Source organism: Ruminococcus sp. NATIVEDY160 (genome assembly GCF_045819885.1).
Classification (GTDB): Bacteria; Bacillota; Clostridia; order Oscillospirales; family Acutalibacteraceae; genus Ruminococcoides.
Map to the genome: position 1 here is coordinate 786,547 of NZ_CP162391.1, position 17,930 is coordinate 804,476.

Sequence of the window (17,930 nt, forward strand, 5' to 3'; positions counted from 1 at the left end):
TATGATGAATATTAAGAAATATCTGCCGAAGGCATTGTCGGCGGCAATGAGTCTTGTAATCCTTTGTGCAGGCGTCGGCACAGCCGCGTTCACCGCGGGAGCTGAAAGCGCAGGCACGGGTACTGCCGCTCAGGAAAGTGATACAAAGAAACCCGAGGGTACAACAGCAAGCGCGAACAAAGCGCAGTATAACAAGAAAGAAACCGTTTATGTTATCGCAGACGCACAGGGTACGCCCGATAAGGTCATCGTCAGCAACTGGATTCAGAACACGGGCGGTGAAAAGAAGCTGAAGGACAAAACGAACCTTAAGGACATCGAGGTGTTGAAGGGCGACAACAGCTTTACCATCAATGAAAACAACGTCTGCGAATGGGACGCGAACGGCGGAGATATCTACTACAAGGGAACAGGTTCAACCGAGCTTCCCGTCGGCGTAGGTATCACCTATGAGCTTGACGGCAAGGCTGTCAGCCCGACCGAGCTTGCAGGCAAAAGCGGCAAACTGAAAATGATCATCAACTATACCAACCGTGAATACAGCGAGGAGACTGTCAACGGCAAGAAAGAAAAGATCTATGTTCCGTTTATCATGCTTACGGGCATGATGCTTGACAATGAAAAGGCTGAAAATGTCAGCGTCAGCAACGGAAAGGTCGTCAATGACGGCACTCATACCTTTGTTGTCGGCTTTGCTGTGCCCGGAATGCAGGATACATTGCAGCTTGACAGCAGCGAGCTGGAAATCCCGTCGTCCGTTGAGATTACCGCAGACGTAAAGGATTTTGAGCTTGCCACAACTCTGACCGTTGCCGCGAACGATATGTTCAGCGATTTTGACGTCGACAAGCTCGACAGCAAGGCAAAGGACTTAGACGAAAAGCTCGACAAGCTCGTATCGGCGACAGATGATCTGCTTGACGGTTCATCACAGCTCTACAGCGGACTGAGCACTCTTCTCGATAAGTCAGGCGAACTGATTGACGGCGTAAATCAGCTCTACGACGGCTCAAAACAGATCAAGTACGGTGCAGAGAGCCTGAAGGACGGCGCAGCGGTGCTCAACAGCGGTGCATTACAGCTTGACAGCGGACTCGGAGAATTAAAGTCAGGCGCGGAAAAGCTCGATAAAGGAGCAGGCGATCTTTCGGGCGGCGCGGCTCAGGTTGACAGCGGCGCAGATTCTCTTGCGACAGGCGCCGCACAGCTCGACAGCGGCGTAGCTCAGCTTCAGGGATATATCGCGCAGCTTTCGGGCGGACTCAGCACAATCTCAGCCAACAGCTCTCAGCTCAACGGCGGCGCGCGTCAGGTGTTCAATACTCTGCTCTCCGAGGCAAACAAGCAGATCGCAGCGGCGGGACTCAGCGCTCCCGAGCTGACAATCGATAACTACAGCTCAGTGCTGGATTCTCTGATAGATTCCCTCAGCGAAGAAAACGCGAAAGCTCTCGCCGAGCAAACCGCACGCAATACCGTAACGGCGACGGTGGAGAGCCAGCGCGATCTTATCCGACAGGGTGTTGAAAACGCCGTCAGAAAGCAGGTCACCGAAGCGGTGCTTGCAGCGGCAGGATTATCAATGACAGCTGATGAATACGACTCGGCTGTTGCCGCGGGTCAGGTTTCCGAGGATATTCAAGCACAGGTCAGCGAAGGCGTGAGCACACAGATGAGCGCCATGCAGGGTACGATTGACGAAAAAACCGAAGCGCAGATACAGTCCATTATCGAAGAGAACGTGAACTCAGAGCAGGTTCAGGCGCAGATCAGCGAGGGCGTTCAGCGCGCTGCAGGCGGAAAGGCTTCCTTAAAGGCGCTCAAGCAACAGCTCGACAGCTACAACATCTTCTATAACGGCATTCTCAGCTATACCGCAGGTGTCGATCAGGCAAACAGCGGCGCTGTGCAAATCCTCAACGGCACTTATGCAGTGAAAAACGGCTCGGGTGAGCTTGCAAACGGTTCGTCACGGTTAAAGGACGGCACAGGTCAGCTCAATTCAGGCGCAAGTCAGCTCAAGGAAGGCTCAGCCGCGCTCAAAGACGGCACTGGTCAGTTGAAGCAAGGCTCCGAAAAGCTTGCGGCAGGAACAGGAGAGCTAAACGCGGGCGCTATTAAGCTGAGCGACGGAAGCGGCGAGCTTTTCAGCGGAATTGATACGCTTCACAGCAATATTCCTTCGCTTATCAGCGGAATCACACAGCTCAAGGACGGCTCCATGCGGCTCAATGACGGCATGAAGCAGTTCAAGGAGGAAGGCGTCGATAAGCTGAAAAAAGCGGCAGACGGCGACATCAAATCTCTCGTAGAGCGAATCAAGGCGATCTCCAAGGTTTCAAAGGGATATCAGTCCTACAGCGGTCTCTCAGACGGCGCACACGGACAGGTTGATTTCATCTTCAAAACCGCAGGAATTGAAAACAAGGATTAATACGGCACACAAAAACAAAGGAACCGGAATAATTGCTCCGGTTCCTTTTTTGCTGTATTTACTTTTGCAGAGGTTCAACCTTCTGAAACGCCATAGCTGACAAAAGCTCAGAAAAGTAAGCGCGCCAGTAGTTGGCATGATGGCCGCCGTACTCGTTGTAATGGAACGCCGTTTTGTCTGCGGGATAACCCATATCCTTCAGACGTTCATACATCTCGGTTACATACGGATCCGTATCTCCGCCGGCGGGGCCTGTGTAAAGGTAAATGAACGGAGTATTATCGGTAAAATCCTTCTCGCCGAGGAAGCTTCTCCATGCCGCGTCGTCATTAGTCCAGAACGAAGGGGAGAGAGCGCCTGCTGTACCGAATACTTCGGGATACTCCATGTTGATATAGAATGTTTCCAGACCGCCGAGCGACATTCCCGTTACCGCCGTGTAATGTCAATAAAACTGGGAATTTTGCGCATTTTGTTTTTACAGTAAAGTAAGCACTATTGTTTCAGCGCGTTTATTTGCGTCAGGGGATTTATTATGCGCTGTAAATCGAGTAGGAGGCTGCCCATTAATTGAGCAGCCGACCTCTCACACCACCGTGCGTACGGTTCCGTACACGGCGGTTCAATAGTTTGAGTGCAGTACCTTGTATCTGTTGAGTATGTCATCATACCCGACGGATGCAAGGTATTCGTTTGTTAATGACCTGTGCAGAATATAACTATCGGCAATTCGCCAATATGCTTTTCTGCTGTTCGCCCACTCCCACGCTTTAGAGTTGTTAATGCCAAGCCGCACAAGGTTATCGTGCTTTGTCTTGATTTTCTTCCACTGCTTCCAATATATCTGCCGTATTCTGCGCCTAATCCATTCATTAAGTCGCTTGATGTGGCTCTCCATATCGGCTATGGAATAGTAGCCAAGCCAGCCTGTTGTGTAACGCTTTAAGCGTTTGAGTATCATCTCCACCGACCTTGCCTGTTTGCGGCTCGTCAGTTCTCGGATTTTGTCCTTGAATCGCTTGATACTCTTTTGATGTGGGCGTATTCCTGCCTTTCGTCCTGTTTTGTACAATGAAAATCCCAGAAATTTCAGTCTGATCGGTGAGCCGACCTGACTTTTCGTTTGGTTGACTTTCAGTTTCAGTGTACCCTCCAAGAATTTCACGCAGTTTGCCATTACTCTTTCGGCTGCTCTGCGGCTTTTGACATAGATGTTGCAGTCGTCGGCATATCTCACGAATTTATGTCCCCTGCTTTCAAGCAGTCGGTCAAACGCCGTAAGATAAATGTTGCTCAAAAGCGGTGAAAGGTTACCGCCTTGCGGCGTTCCCTCTCTTGTCGGACTAATCAAGCCGTGCTCCATTACGCCGTTTCTCAGATACTTGCGGATTAATTGCACGACTCTTTCGTCCTTGATTTGCTCCCTTAGCATACCTATTAGAATTGCGTGGTTCACAGTGTCGAAATACTTTGCAAGGTCTAAATCCACCACATAGCGGTAGCCCTGTTCGTAGTATTCGAGTGCTTTGCTTATCGCCTGATGTGCGCTGCGTTTCGGGCGAAATCCGTAACTGCTGTCGGAAAACAGCGGTTCATACATCGGTTGCAGAACCTGTACGATTGCCTGCTGTATCATTCGGTCAACGACCGTTGGTACGCCGAGCTTTCGCACTCCTCCGTCCGGCTTCGGTATTTCCACCCTGCGCACCGCCTGCGGCTTGTACCTGCCGCTTTTCAGCGCGTTGAGCAATTCCCCGCGGTGTTCCTTTAGGTATGGCAGCATTTCCTCTACTGTCATTCCGTCAACTCCTGCCGAGCCTCCGTTTCTCTTGACTTTCAGGTATGCCTTGTTCAGATTATTTCTGTCAAGTATCCTTTCAAGCAAGTCCTCTGCACCGTCTCTTCTCTCCGTTTCAGTCAAAGCAATACTGCACGCTCCCCTGTTACTCTCTGTTTCCAACATACCCTCGCAGGGGCAGCCGGCTTGCGCCGTTTTCTGTGGTCTTTGCATTGCTCCTTCCTCCTTTCGTTTCCAAGACTGCTATTGTTCGGTCCTTCCCGAAAAATACCTTCGGTACTATGACCTCTGCTGACTTCTTGCAATTCAGCCGTACGTCACCGCACGGGTTCGGCGGGTGTCAATCTTCCTGTCCTTCGCCGCCTTGCAAGACCTCCCCGATTAAGAACAGTAACCTTCCTCTCATATATCTGCCGCATTTACACCACGGGGTTCGTGCAGTATTGGACTTTGTCTTGTTGAGCAGACTCGTCCGCCCCGCAAATGCCTTATATGCGATTTCTGTTCGTCAGACCGAGAGTTTGCCTTAGGCTTACTTCAGATTCCGCCTCACAACGGACACCCTTGCCCTCAGCTAACACTTCCTACTGCCAAGCGTGTAGCGGACTTTCACCGCCTAGTTACTGCCCATTTCGGGCAAACTCAAAAAACAGGGCTGCGCAGTGTGCGCAGCCCTGAAAGGTTGTTATAGTTTATTCTCCGAAGTGGTCAATTAATTCTGCGGCATATTTCTGTATCATTGTCGCGTCATTAATGGTGATCTCTCCGTCGCCGTCGGTGTCAGCGGCTTTTTTCTGATCGTCTGTAAGTTCAACGATTTCAGCTACAGCCTGCTGAACCAGCGTTGCATCGGTAACATCGATCTCGCCGTCGCAGTTTACATCGCCGAGAATGAAGGTCTCAACAATAGTCTCGGTAGTCACCTCGGCAGTTACTCCGCTGTAGCTCTTCGCGGAGTCTGTAATGTTGAACTTGATTTCCTTTTGAGTTCTCTTGCCCTTGACAGTGAAGGTATCGGCGTATTCATCGCCCTCGCTGAGATAAACGGGTTCAATGCTGACGTCCGTGAGTCCTTCGATCTGTACCGTATCAGCCGTAACGGTATCGGGAGCCATGAACTTGCTGAACTTCAGGGTGTAGGAGTTCGTTTCCTCGTTTTTCGAAACAGAAGCGACGGGGTGGGTGGTCTTGTCAACAAGGCTGAAATTCAGACCGAGCTTTTCGGGCGGAATCTCGAATTCCTCGGAGGTCTGCTCCTCGTAGCCTTCCTTCGAGATCGTTACCTTGAATTTGCCCTCGTCGGTGAGCCATGCGTAAGCGCCCTCGTCGTTTGTGAGGATCGGGTTCTGCTGCTCATAGTCTTCGGCGTTCCAGGGTTCCCACTCGTTTGTTTCTTCGTTGAGCTTGTAGATAGTCGCTGTCGCGCCTTCAACGCGGTTGCCTTCAACTGCCTCATAAACTATACCCGAGGGGTCGATAGCGTTTCTCTGTCTGCCGTCCTTTGATGCGTCGCGGTTGTACATATCTGCATCGTCGCCCGGAAGAACGGGGAGACCGTCGGGGCCGATGTAAGCGCCGCCGTGTGTCAGTCTGAAGAAGTTGTGATCGGTGTTGCCCCACTGCCACAGCGATTTGAGTCCGCCTACGGTTACGTCCTTGGGGATATTCTTCCATTTGCCGGTGACGATGTCCTTGAATACGTTTTTAAGGGTTTCGCGTCCGGTCTCGTGATAGTCGCCGAGGTTGCCGTGAGGATTGCCGTCCTTGTCGTAATAGAAGATCTCTTCTTTAGCGGCCTTGGTGCCGACAGGCTCCGGATTCTTGTCGCTTTTGCTTCCGTACAGGCGTGAGCGGTAGGAATCCTCACGCTTGCCGTAGAAGAAGAACAGGTTAAGAGCGCCGGGTACATAATTCTGTGTGGGGTTAAGCTCGTGGTCCGCGATGTCGAAATATCCTTCGCCGATCCACATGCCGGTTTTTGCATCGTAGTAGAGAGGCATGAACTTCCATTCGTCGCCCTTGTGGCTCATGAGAACAATGTCGCCGATATTCTCGTCGTTCTCGAGCTTGAATCTGAAGCGGAGCATTTCCTTGGGGTTAATGCTGACAACGGGGCTGGTGCCCTTGTTGAATACGTCCGTGATATCGTAGTCGTTCACCTGACCGCCGTGCGACTGGCTTGTTTCGTAGGGCGCGTTGAACTTTGTGATATTAACGGTCTCGTATGCCTTGACGATCTTGACCGCGCCGGGAACGTATGTAAATTTAATTACATCGCTCTTTGCGCTTCCGCTCTCTGCGTAAACCTCGAATTCATCTTCGTTGATTGCGGTCTTGCCGTCGGGTACGATATTGAGCTTGTCTGAGGTATATTTGCCGGTGTATTTGTTCGGGGTCACCTTGTAGCTGACGGTGCAGTCCTTTGTTCCGTCGCTCTTCAGGCGGTTGATCGTAACGGTAACGTCATTGTCGGCTGTTGCGGTATAGCCGGATACAATGATGTTGGAGTCTGTAATTGTTGAGGGCGCGAAGATAGAGAGCTTCGCGGTGGTGAACTGAACGTCGCCGACCGGCTTGCAGAAGACGGTGCCGTTGTGCTTGAACTCGATATCAGCGCTCAGATTCTTGACTGCGTCGCTTGAGTTTTTGATATAAGCCGAGAAGCGAAGCTCGCCGCGGGTTTTTCCGTCGGTCATATCAAAGCTCTTGTAATCGCCTGTGTATGAGCCGTTGTCAAAGTTGAAACCATCTGCGGAGAAGGAATTTGTAACGATATCGATACCGTTCGGGATATTCAGATACATTTTGCGCATCTGAGTATCATCTTTTTTCCAGTCGTCGCGGATATCGTACTTCACCGTGAAGTGAACGAGGGTGTTGTCCGAGCCGATGTTTCCTGTTGATTCAATGCCTGTGTTCGCGGGGTTGAATACATAGAAACGGGGATCTTTGAACTTCGGGCAATCCTTGAAGGTAGTGTTGTTGAACGAAACGTCCTCGGCGGCGGTAGTGAGCGTGGTGAGGTTGGAGCATCTCTCGAACGCGTAGTCGCCGATCGATTCAAGAGCGTCGGAGCAAACTACCTCTGTGAGGTTTTTGCAGTCCTTGAAGCTCTGATAAGGAATTGATTTGATCGACTGGGGAAGCTTCTGGTAGCTGATGCCCGACGCCTCAAAGACATTGGCGTCCATTTCGTTTACGGTTTCGGGAATGATAACGTTCTGCAGAATATCACAGCCGTAGAAGCACCATTGCGGAAGCTTTCTGACGCCCGCGCCGAATTGTACCGCGCAGAGATTGTCGCACTGTTCAAACGCGCTGTTGCCGATCGTTTTGACGTTGTCGGGAATGATAACTGCTTCAACGTTAGTTTCTCTTAAGCAGCTGTTTCCGAGCTTTACGATCGTATCGGGAATAGTGATGTCGGTCAGCTTATGAGCACCATAGAAAAGCTTATCGGTAAAGGTCGCGAGGCTCTCGTTGAACGTTACATCGGTGATGTTTGAATTCATGAAGGGACCGTCGGTTGTCGACAGGGTTTTGGGAATATATATCGATGTAAGGGCGCTGTATTCGAAAATACTGCTTTCCATTGTTTGGATACCCTCCTGAAGCGTGAAGCTTTTCAGAGAGGTCGTACTGCCGAACGCACGGCCTTTAATGGTTTTAACGCTTTTGGGGATTACCACGTTATCAAGCGATGTGCAGTGGCTGAAGGCTTCTGTTCCTATTGTCCTCAGTGTGGAGGGCAGGCTGATCGTTGTCAGCTTTTTGCAGCCGTTGCAAAAAGATGTCGGTATCTCGGTAACGCCCTCGGGTATCGTGAGGCTTTCAACCGCTGATTCCTGGAGCAGACCTTCAATAAGCTTGGTTGTTCCGTCTGCAAATTTTATGCTTTTCAGTGACGCGCAACTTCTGAACGAATAGCCGCCGGTCTGCAGGGAAGCGGGCAGGGTGATATCATTGACGGCTGTTCTCTCAAAGGAGTAGCTTCCGATAGCAGTCAGTCCCTCGTTGAAAGTCACCTTCCCGAGCCTTGAGCAATCCTTGAACGCAAAGTTTCCGACAGAAGTGATATTTGCCGGGATCGTGACTTCTTTCAGGTCTGTACACTGTTCAAAGGCGTTGCTCGGAATAGCAGTCAGACCGCTTCCGAAGGTAACCTTTGTAAGCTTGGGATCCTGATAGCAGATATACGCGCCCAGCTCCGTCACGTTGTCGGGGAACTCGATCGACTCCAGCGATTTCATCTGACAGAAAGCGTCGTCTCCGATCTTAGTGACTGTGTCAGGGATAGTCAGAGTTCTGAGAGAGTTGTTTTCTTCAAACATATCTCTGGGGATCTCGGTGATGCCTTCGCCGAAGATTACGGTTTCGAGCAGCTCGGTCTCAGCAAAAGACTCATTTGAATTTGTAACGGTCGTGGGAATGTAGATCTCGGAAACGACTGTGCCCGCGATAAAGCGGCTGCCCATTTTCTCAAGACCCTCGTGCAGTGTGACCGTGCCGAGGATCGGGCAGGCGCTGAAGGCTTTTTCCTCGATCGTCTTGACCGTTGACGGAATATCTACGGCCTGAAGACCGCGGCAGTTTCTGAATGCCTCTTTGCCGATTGTCTCAACGCTCGGTGAAAACTCAATGCTTTCGAGCATATCGCAGTCCGCGAATGCAGAGGTTCCGATCGTTTTGATGCCGTCGGAGATAATGACGCTCTCGATTTCGTCGTTATCCTGAAAGGCTTTCTCGCCGATCTCCGAAACATTCACACCGCCGAGCGCTGCGGGAACGGTCACATTCGACTCAGTGCCGCTGTACTTTGTGATTTTGGCGGTGCCGTCGCTCAGGACGCTGTAGGTGTAATCACCTTCGGCAGCAAATGCCGCTGTACCGAAGACGTTTCCGATGATGACCATACTAAGCAGTATAGTCAATACAAGCGTTACCGAAATGGCTTTTTTCAGTAAGCTTCTGGAAAAGTGATGCTGTTGGTTTACCATTTTGATTCCTCCTGTAATTGATAATTAAGGTGACAGACAGGTAAGCCGCCCGTGTCTGTCCTGAAAGGAGCTGAATGTGCGCTAAAAAATGAGCGCCATTAGCAAAAAAATTGGCAATTATATTATATCACAGTTGTGCGCATTTCGCAACCATTAATTTCACAAAAGCAAAAAATGCATGTTATACGTCGAGTATCATGACTGAAATTGCTTATTAATCTTTCGAATTTTGTCAATTTCTTCACAAATTTCCGTTGTCAATTGGAAAAAACTGTGATATAATAGGAAGGAAAATATACAAGAGGCGGTGCAACAATGAAAAAACACGCGAAAAGAAGTCTTTCTGTTTTTCTCGCGGCAATTACTCTTATTACCGTATTCTTTGCGGGAACGAATATCGGTTCCGTGAAGGCGGACGCTGCAAGCTGGAACGGCACAAATTACGGCGGAGGTTCCGTCGCGGGCTACCGTACCTTTCTCGAGGCGTTCGGCATAGATTACGATACCTATATGAAATGGATGGACGACCACGACGCTGACAGCCCCAATCCTAATTACTATATCGGAACGCGCTATGTTGGCTACGACCACCGCAATCCGAACGGTGACTGCGCAGGCGCCTACGGCTATTACGACTCTCCGGGCACACCGGCGCTTAACTGCACGGGCTTTGTCTGGCACGTGCTCTACAAATCCGCCGTGAATTCGGGCGCGTCACGCTCACAGATCAACTCGCTCCCGATCATGGGCTCGGTCACTCCCACATGGGCGAACCTCGGCGTATACCGTATATATTTCCGCACAAAGGAAGAGGCGCTCGCCTCGGGCATTCTCGAGAAGGGCGACCTGCTCTGGATGTACGGCACAAAGGATAACCACAACGCTATTTTCTACGGAGAAAGCTCCGACCATGACCGCTACTGGCATTCCGCAGGTCCTAACAGCTACGGCAGGATCGACGCTCCGGGTGATTTCCTCGGAATGTGGGTCGCCAAGGTAACGCAGCCCAATAACATCGAGCTTGCGATCAATCCGACAGGTACACATGCAGGCGCGTTCGGCGCGAAGTACTGCGTCTTTTCATCAAAGAGCGAGGCGGAGGCTGCGCGGAGAAATCCCTCGGATATGAACGCGTGGGATAAACGAATCGGCACCATTGCGCTCGACGGCAGCGGCAAGGGATATCTGAGAACCCAGTCGGCTCCTGCGATTTCAGAGCTGTGGGTCAACGGCAAGGCTCAGACAAACCTCGGCTATTTCAACTCGAACCATAAAAAGGTAAGCGCGAGAAATACATATTACGCCGTTCAGTGGAGTCCCGCGAAGGGAGCTGAGGCGGACAACACGATTTACGAATTCAAGGATTCGGGCAAGCGAACCTCAACGGGCTACCGTATTTACGGCTTCAAGATTCCGAAGAAGGTCGCGACTCCCGCGTTTACTAATATTGTCAGCACCTCCAAGGGCGTCAAGCTCAACTGGAACTCCGTTCCGAACGCGGACAAGTACCGTGTGTACTACAAGAACCGCAAGGGAGAATGGACGAGAATGGCTGAGACCTCGTCAACCTCGTATCTGGACACGGACGTAAACTTCGGCACTACATATACATATACTATCCGCTGCGTCGACAACGACGGCGATTTCATCAGCAGCTTCAACAGCGCAGGCTGGAAGCATACCCATCAGGGACTCGCGACACCGCAGCTTACAGGCTTTGAGAGCAGCGCTGAGGGTGTAAAGCTGAGCTGGAACGCTGTTCCGGGCGCGGAAAAGTACAGAGTTTACTACAAGAACTCAGGCGGCGGCTGGACGCGCTTCGGCGAGACCACTTCAACCACCTTCACTGACGAGATCGTCACGGCGGGCAACAGCTACACCTATACTATCCGCTGCGTTGACAAAGACGGAGATTTCACCAGCGATTATAATAAGAACGGCTGGAGATACACCTACACGGGCGTTGAAACTCCGCAGTTTGTCAGCCTGACGAGCGAAGCCAAGGGTATCCGACTCAAGTGGAACGCGGTTGCGGGCGCGTCAAAGTACAGGCTTTACTACAAGGGCAAGGACGGCGAGTGGAAACGGCTCGGCGAAACCGCCTCGACAGAGTTTGTCGACGATATTGTCACCGCGGGCAGCACCTATACCTACACTATCCGCGCGCTCAACGGCAAGGGCAGACTGATCAGCGGCTACAACAAGGACGGAAGCAGCTGCAAATACGAGGGCGTTGCCACTCCGCAGATCACGCGTCTTGAAAACACCTCAAAGGGCGTTCAGATCACCTGGGACAAGGTAGAGGGCACTTCAAATTACCGCGTATTCTACCGCTCAAACGGCACATGGAAGGGCTTGGGCAGCACATCTTCGGTCACAATGCTCGATTCCGACGTCAAGGCAGGCAACACCTACACCTACACGGTTCGCTGCGTAGGCGAGCACGATAACTATATCAGCTCATTCAACGCTGAGGGTACAAGTATTAAATTTGTCAAGTAATTGACTATGCAAATACACTTTTTCGGAGGCAAACATTCATGAAAAAACAGATCATTTCACTTCTGTCTGCGGGAATCCTGCTCTGCGGATTGTCGGTCTCGGCTTTAGCCGCTGAGAACGCCGATTTTGCCGCTGCGTCGGAGACAGAGGAGGCCGCGGCGTTCGCTGCGGACGACGAGGTCAGCGCGAATTACCCCGTGGTTTCGGACTTTGAGAACACCGCGACAGGTATCCGCGTTTACTGGAAGGCGTACAGCGGAGCCGCGCGCTACGGACTCTTCTACCTCGGCGCGGACGGCTGGCACGGCATCGCGACTACGACTTCGCTCAATATGGAGTACGAAAACCTCAAGAACGGGACCGCCTATACCTTCACCGTAAGAGCGCTCAACAGCAGCGGCGACTTCATCAGCGATTACAACCGCGACGGCTGGTCGCACACCTTCATGGCGCCGCCCGTTATCAGCGAGCTTTACAGCACCGACAGCGGAGTCAGCGTAAGCTGGAACGCTCTCAAGGGCGAGAAGAAGTACCGCGTATACCGCATGGACGACAGCCACGGCTGGGCGCGTATCGGCGACACGACCGAGACAACCTTTATTGACAAGACAGCCGCTTCGGGCACACGCTACAGCTACACCGTCAGAGCGATCACAGCCGACGGCAGCCGCGAGACGACGTATTTCAACCCGGGCAAATCGATCTATTATGTCGCGGCGCCAAGGGTCACCGAGATAGTCAACCGCGACGGCAGCGCCGATATCTACTGGAACGCCTGCAAGGGCGCATCGCAGTACAGGGTATTCTGGCTCGACAACGGCACATGGCGCGGTCTGGGCAACACCTCGTCGACGCGCTTTAGTCACAGCGGTCTCAGGAACAATGTCCCGACCACCTATACCGTCCGCTGTCTTGACGACGACGGAGATTTCATCAGCGCCTACAACGCCGCAGGCTGGACGAATACCTACCTTGCGCCGCCTGTTATCTCAAGCCTTAAGAGCACAGAGAACGGCGTTGAGGTCAAGTGGAACAAGCTCGCGGGCGCTGTCCGCTACAGAGTTTACCGCAGGGACAGCTCTCACGGCTGGGCGCGTATAGGCGATACCGCCGACGCAGCATGGGTCGACAAGACCGCCGCTTCGGGCAACCGCTACAGCTACACCGTCAGGGCGATCACCGCCGACGGCAGCAGAGAAACGAGCTATTTCAACGACGGCAGGTCAATATATTATGTCGCAACTCCCGTTGTGACCGAAATCGTCAACCGCAGCGGCAGCGCCGAGATTTACTGGAAGGCATGCAGCGGCGCGTCGAAGTACCGCGTGTTCTATTATGACGCGGCGAACGGTTGGAAGGGTCTCGGAAACACGAATTCAACCTCGTTTACTCACTCAGGTCTGAGAAACGGCAGCACATTCACCTATACCGTCCGCTGCCTCGACAGCAACGGCGATTTCATCAGTGACTACAACGGCGACGGCTGGAAGAACACCTACCTTGCGCCGCCTGTTATCTCTGAGCTCAACCGCACCGCGGAGGGCGTAGAGGTCAGGTGGAACAAAAATGCTTCCGCTGTCCGCTACAGAGTTTACCGCAGAGACAGCTCTCACGGCTGGGCGCGTATTGGCGAAACCACCGACGCTTCTTATGTTGACAAGACCGCCGCTTCCGGTATGACCTACGGCTATACCGTACGCTGCATCACCGCCGACAGCAGCAGAGAAACGAGCTATTTCAACGACGGCAAGTCGATTTACTATGTTTCAATGCCGAAGATCACCTCGGCGGAGAACGGCTTTGATTCGGTCATTCTTTACTGGAACGCCTGCAAGGGCGCGTCGAAGTACCGCGTATTCTATTACGATAAGAATGACGGCTGGAAGGGTCTCGGCAATACGACCGATACCTACTTTGTCCACGGAAAGCTGAAGAATAACGACACCTTCACCTATACCGTCCGCTGTCTTGACGGCGACGGAGATTTCGTCAGCGCATACGACAGGGAGGGCTTTACCCACACCTTCATGGCGCCGCCCGCGATCGGCAGCGTTACAAAGGCTGAAAAAGGAAATCTTGTAAAGTGGAACGCGGTCGACGGAGTGAATTTCTACCGCCTTTACAGAAAAACTCCCGAAAGCGGCTGGAGCAGACTTTCCGACTCCGTTGAGGGCACCGAGTTTGCCGATACCACCGCTAAGGCAGGCAACCTCTACACCTACACCCTCCGCTGTATGGACGATAAGGGCAGCCTGATCACCTCGTATATTGACGACACGAAGTATTACATCGACGGAAAGGTCGCAAACGGCACAGTTAAGGTAAACGGCAACACCTATTACTTTGACAACGGCTATTTCAGAAGCGGCTACCAGAAGATCGGCGGCAAGACCTATTATTATAATGAAAAGGGTCAGATCGAGAAGGACGCGATCGTCGGTTCCGCTTCCGAGGGCTATACCTACGCCGACGAAAACGGAGTATGTATTGAGAGCGAGGAGATAAAGCTCGCCGCCAAGTTCATGATGGAAAAGTGCAGCGGAAGCACCCGCAAGGAACGCTTCAAGTACGCATTCCAGTACATGGCGACGCATTTCCCGTACAGCCGCAGCTACGACCACCCCAAGTACGCGAGCGACGTAGCGCCTTTGGCGATAGATATGTTCAAAAAAGAGAAGGGCAACTGCTACCGCTACGCGGCATGCTACGCCTGTCTTGCCAAAATCGCGGGTTACCGCACGCGTATGTGCATAGGAAGAACCAGCAACGGAAGTCCGCACGGCTGGACGGAGGTTCTCGTAAACGGCACATGGTACATCTGTGACGTCGACGCTCAGCTTCCGCGTTACGGAAATCCCGCGTATACCGCGTATATGATGAGGAGCCACTACTGGGGCACTGTCGCGCAGTACAAATACGAGCTTACCTTCAAGGACGGCAAGGCTGTCTGGAGTTAACTAAAATAACAAATCGCACCGTGAGAAATCGCGGTGCGAAATTTTTTTAAAATACTTTTTTTATTTAAGGTTGGTTTAAGCAAACTCGTGTACACTTCTAATTACAGTAAGGAAAGCTACTGAAATTAAATCCCGAAAGGAGATATCACTATGTTAAAGAAGTTTACAGCATTATTCATAATCGCGATCCTCGCGGGTTCGCTTGCAGCCTGCAATATCAACGGAACCGGCACCGCCGAATCCTCGGCAGTCATTTCCGCCGTGGGCGTTGCCAAAGAATCAACGACACAGACGTCAACCGAAGCGGCAACCGAAAGTCAGAAGCAGTCAAAGCAGACAGAATCGATCATCACCACGGCGTATACCACCTCGAACGGCATGATCGACGCGGGCGAGATGTTCACCAACCGCGACCTCACCCAGACCGCCGACCTCACTGACGCGAAGTACTGCACCGTCAGCGACGGTCAGAACATCAGCATCACCTCCGAGGGCGTGTACGTGATCAGCGGCAGCGCATCAAACGTCACGATCACCGTTGACGCGGGCGACGAGGACAAGGTGCAGATAGTACTTGACGGCGTTTCAATCACCAACACAAGCTCACCCTGTATCTATGTTAAGAACGCCGACAAGGTATTTGTCACCACCACCTCGAGCGACAATACCCTTTCCGTAACAAGCACCTTCACCGCCGACGGCACAACCAACACCGACGCGGTCATCTTCTCGAAGGACGACCTCGTGCTCAACGGTCAGGGCACTCTCAACATCAGCTCGACCGACAACGGCATAAGCTGTAAGGACGACCTCAAGATTACGGGCGGCACTATCGTTATCAACTGTCAGTCAGACGGAATCGAAGCGAACGACTCCATCGCGATCGCGGACGGCAATATCACGATCAAGACATCGAAGGACGCTATCCACGCCGAGAACGACGAGGACAACAGCACAGGCTATGTCTACATCTGCGGCGGCACACTCGACCTTAACGCGGGCAGCGACGGAATCCAGGCGACAACCATTGCTCAGATCGACGGCGGCACACTCAACATCACCGCTGCCGAGGGAATCGAAGGCACCTTTGTTCAGATAAACGGCGGCACGATCAATATTTCCTCGAGCGACGACGGCATCAACGGCGCGAACAAGTCAAGCGCGTACTCCGTAACAGTCGAGATCAACGGCGGCGATATCACGATCTCGATGGGTCAGGGCGACACAGACGCTATCGACTCCAACGGCGACCTCTATATCAACGGCGGCACACTCAACATCACCGCGCAGTCACCCTTCGATTACGACGGTCAGGCGAATTACACAGGCGGCACGATGATCGTAAACGGCACCGAGACCACCACCATCACCAACCAGATGATGGGCGGCGGCATGGGCGGAATGCAAGGCGGCGGCTTCCGCGGAAGATAAGTCCAATATAATAAAAAAGCGGAGAGGCTGAGAAATCAACCTCTCCGATATTTTTAGCCTTCGAGCAATTCGATAAGATAGGGGATAGCGCGCTCAAAATCAACGCCGTACCAGCTTGAGCCGGGAGTATCCTTTGTGATTCTGATGCAGCGCGCGGTATACTCGGCAGCGATTCTGATGCTGTCCTCGATAGATTTGCCGCGGACAAGCGAGCCTGTGAACGCCGAGCTGAAGATATCGCCCGTGCCGTGATAAGCCGCGTCGATATGCTCCTGATTGTAATTGTAATAGGTTTTTGTTTCGCTGTCATAGAGCAGAACGCCGTAGTGACCGTCGAAGCGCGCGCCTGTCAGAACGACCTTTTTGGCACCCTGAGAAGCGAGCTTTTCAACAACGCCCTTGATGAACTCCTCGTCGTATTCCTCGCGGTAGGGAGTGCCTGTCAGGTAGCATGCCTCTGTGATGTTGGGAAGCACGATGTCAGCCTTTGCGCAGAGCTTAGCCATCTCCTTGGGGAAATCCTCGTCAAAGGCGGGGTAGAGCTTGCCGTTGTCAGCCATAGCTGGGTCGATGATAACGAGGTTGCCCTCGGTCTTGAGGTCGTCGATCAGCTTGATGACCTTTGCGATCTGCTGAGCGGAAGCGAGGTATCCCGTGTAGAACGCGTCAAAGGTGATGCCCTCGTTTTTCCAGTGCTCGGCTATAGGTAAAATCTGGTCGTCCAGATCCTTGCAGGTAAAGTTCTTGAACATTGTGTGGGTCGAGAGTACTGCGGTTGGAATGATCGCCGCCTCAACTCCAGTAGCGGAAATGATCGGAAGCGCAACCGTCAGAGAGCACTTGCCGACGCAGGAAATGTCCTGAATAGTGACAATTCTTTTCATAGTGGTTCCTCCTGTCTGTATTGTCGCCATGATTATATCAGATAACTGTACTTTGTCAAACGTACAATTATTACAAAAAGTTAGAGTACAGATGAAAATAATACGAGCCACAAAATTATTTACTTCCTGCCGAAAGTGTGGTATAATGACGAAAAAGGTGAAAGGTGTGGGCATTATGAAAAAGATACTGACTGCCATGCTCGCAGGAGCATTGCTTTTATGCACAAGCTGTTCGGGCGGCGAAAGCTCGTCTGAGGCGGAAACCGCAGCTGTGACCGAAGCATCAAAGCTCGGCTACGACGATGTCAAGGCTCCCGTTGACGCCAAATGGTTCGACGACGCGGTATTTGTCGGCGACAGCGTCACCCTCAAGCTCAATTACTACTGCGACGAACACCCCGAGGCTCTCGGCAGCGCACAGTTTTTCTGCGCGGGCAGTCTGGGCTTTGAGAGCGCGCTCTGGGATATCGACAGAGAGGACGCCGTCCACCCTTATTATAAGGGAAGTGTTCAGCTCGTCGAGGACTGTGTCAAGCTGACGGGAGCGAAAAAGGTCTTTGTCATGCTCGGCATGAATGACATCGGTAATTACGGGACTGACGGCGCGATGGAAAGCGCACGCAATCTTATCGGGAAGCTCAAGTCGAAGTCCGACGGAGCGCTGATATATCTCCAGTCTGTGACTCCTATCCTCGAAGGTCATGAATATGACGAACTGAGCAACACCCACGTCCGCGCCTTCAACGAAAAGCTGCAGGCGTTCTGCAAAGAGGAAGGCTATAAGTACCTCGATATCTACAGCGTTATGGCCGACGAAAACGGATATCTGCGCGCCGAATACTGCGGCGACGAGGAAGCTCAGGGTATCCACTTTACCGACGAAGCCTGCGGTATCTGGGCGGATTATCTGAAACAAAATGTCTGAGG

Annotated in this window: 8 protein-coding genes and 1 pseudogene; 5 read left to right on the top strand and 4 right to left on the bottom strand. The window is 52.2% G+C overall.

What is annotated here, in order from left to right; genetic code table 11:
• Positions 1-4: 4 nt before the first annotated feature.
• Positions 5-2,434 (top strand): hypothetical protein, encoded by a 2,430-nt coding sequence (locus tag AB1I49_RS03765; protein ID WP_407721396.1) that lies wholly within the window; start codon positions 5-7, stop codon positions 2,432-2,434.
• 58 nt (positions 2,435-2,492) lie between these two features.
• Here AB1I49_RS03765 and AB1I49_RS03770 read toward each other — a convergent pair.
• From AB1I49_RS03770 to AB1I49_RS03780, 3 genes and pseudogenes are all read right to left on the bottom strand, one after another.
• A pseudogene (locus tag AB1I49_RS03770) lies at positions 2,493-2,861 on the bottom strand (alpha/beta hydrolase-fold protein); the annotation flags it as partial.
• 195 nt (positions 2,862-3,056) lie between these two features.
• Complete coding sequence (ltrA, locus tag AB1I49_RS03775) at positions 3,057-4,445, bottom strand: group II intron reverse transcriptase/maturase (protein ID WP_186834113.1); 1,389 nt, start codon at positions 4,443-4,445, stop codon at positions 3,057-3,059.
• 479 nt (positions 4,446-4,924) lie between these two features.
• A complete protein-coding gene (locus AB1I49_RS03780; RefSeq protein WP_407721397.1) occupies positions 4,925-9,229 on the bottom strand; it encodes a leucine-rich repeat protein in 4,305 nt (1,434 codons plus the stop codon).
• Positions 9,230-9,544: 315 nt separating this feature from the next.
• Between AB1I49_RS03780 and AB1I49_RS03785 the strand changes: the two genes are divergently transcribed.
• From AB1I49_RS03785 to AB1I49_RS03795, 3 genes are all read left to right on the top strand, one after another.
• A complete protein-coding gene (locus AB1I49_RS03785) occupies positions 9,545-11,731 on the top strand; it encodes a fibronectin type III domain-containing protein (protein ID WP_407721398.1) in 2,187 nt (728 codons plus the stop codon).
• Between the two features lie 38 nt (positions 11,732-11,769).
• Positions 11,770-14,688 carry a transglutaminase domain-containing protein gene (locus AB1I49_RS03790; RefSeq protein WP_316609409.1) on the top strand — a complete coding sequence of 973 codons (2,919 nt, stop codon included), beginning with the start codon at positions 11,770-11,772 and terminating at the stop codon, positions 14,686-14,688.
• A gap of 150 nt (positions 14,689-14,838) precedes the next feature.
• Positions 14,839-16,119 (top strand): carbohydrate-binding domain-containing protein, encoded by a 1,281-nt coding sequence (locus AB1I49_RS03795; RefSeq protein WP_407721399.1) that lies wholly within the window; start codon positions 14,839-14,841, stop codon positions 16,117-16,119.
• A 53-nt stretch (positions 16,120-16,172) separates the two neighbouring features.
• On the opposite strand, the gene AB1I49_RS03800 is transcribed toward AB1I49_RS03795, so the two are convergent.
• Positions 16,173-17,003: a pyridoxamine kinase gene (locus AB1I49_RS03800; protein ID WP_316609411.1), complete on the bottom strand. Its 831-nt coding sequence runs from the start codon at positions 17,001-17,003 to the stop codon at positions 16,173-16,175.
• Positions 17,004-17,178: 175 nt separating this feature from the next.
• Between AB1I49_RS03800 and AB1I49_RS03805 the strand changes: the two genes are divergently transcribed.
• Entirely contained in the window at positions 17,179-17,928 is a 750-nt protein-coding gene (locus tag AB1I49_RS03805) for a GDSL-type esterase/lipase family protein (RefSeq protein ID WP_316612395.1), read from the top strand.
• Positions 17,929-17,930 lie beyond the last annotated feature (2 nt).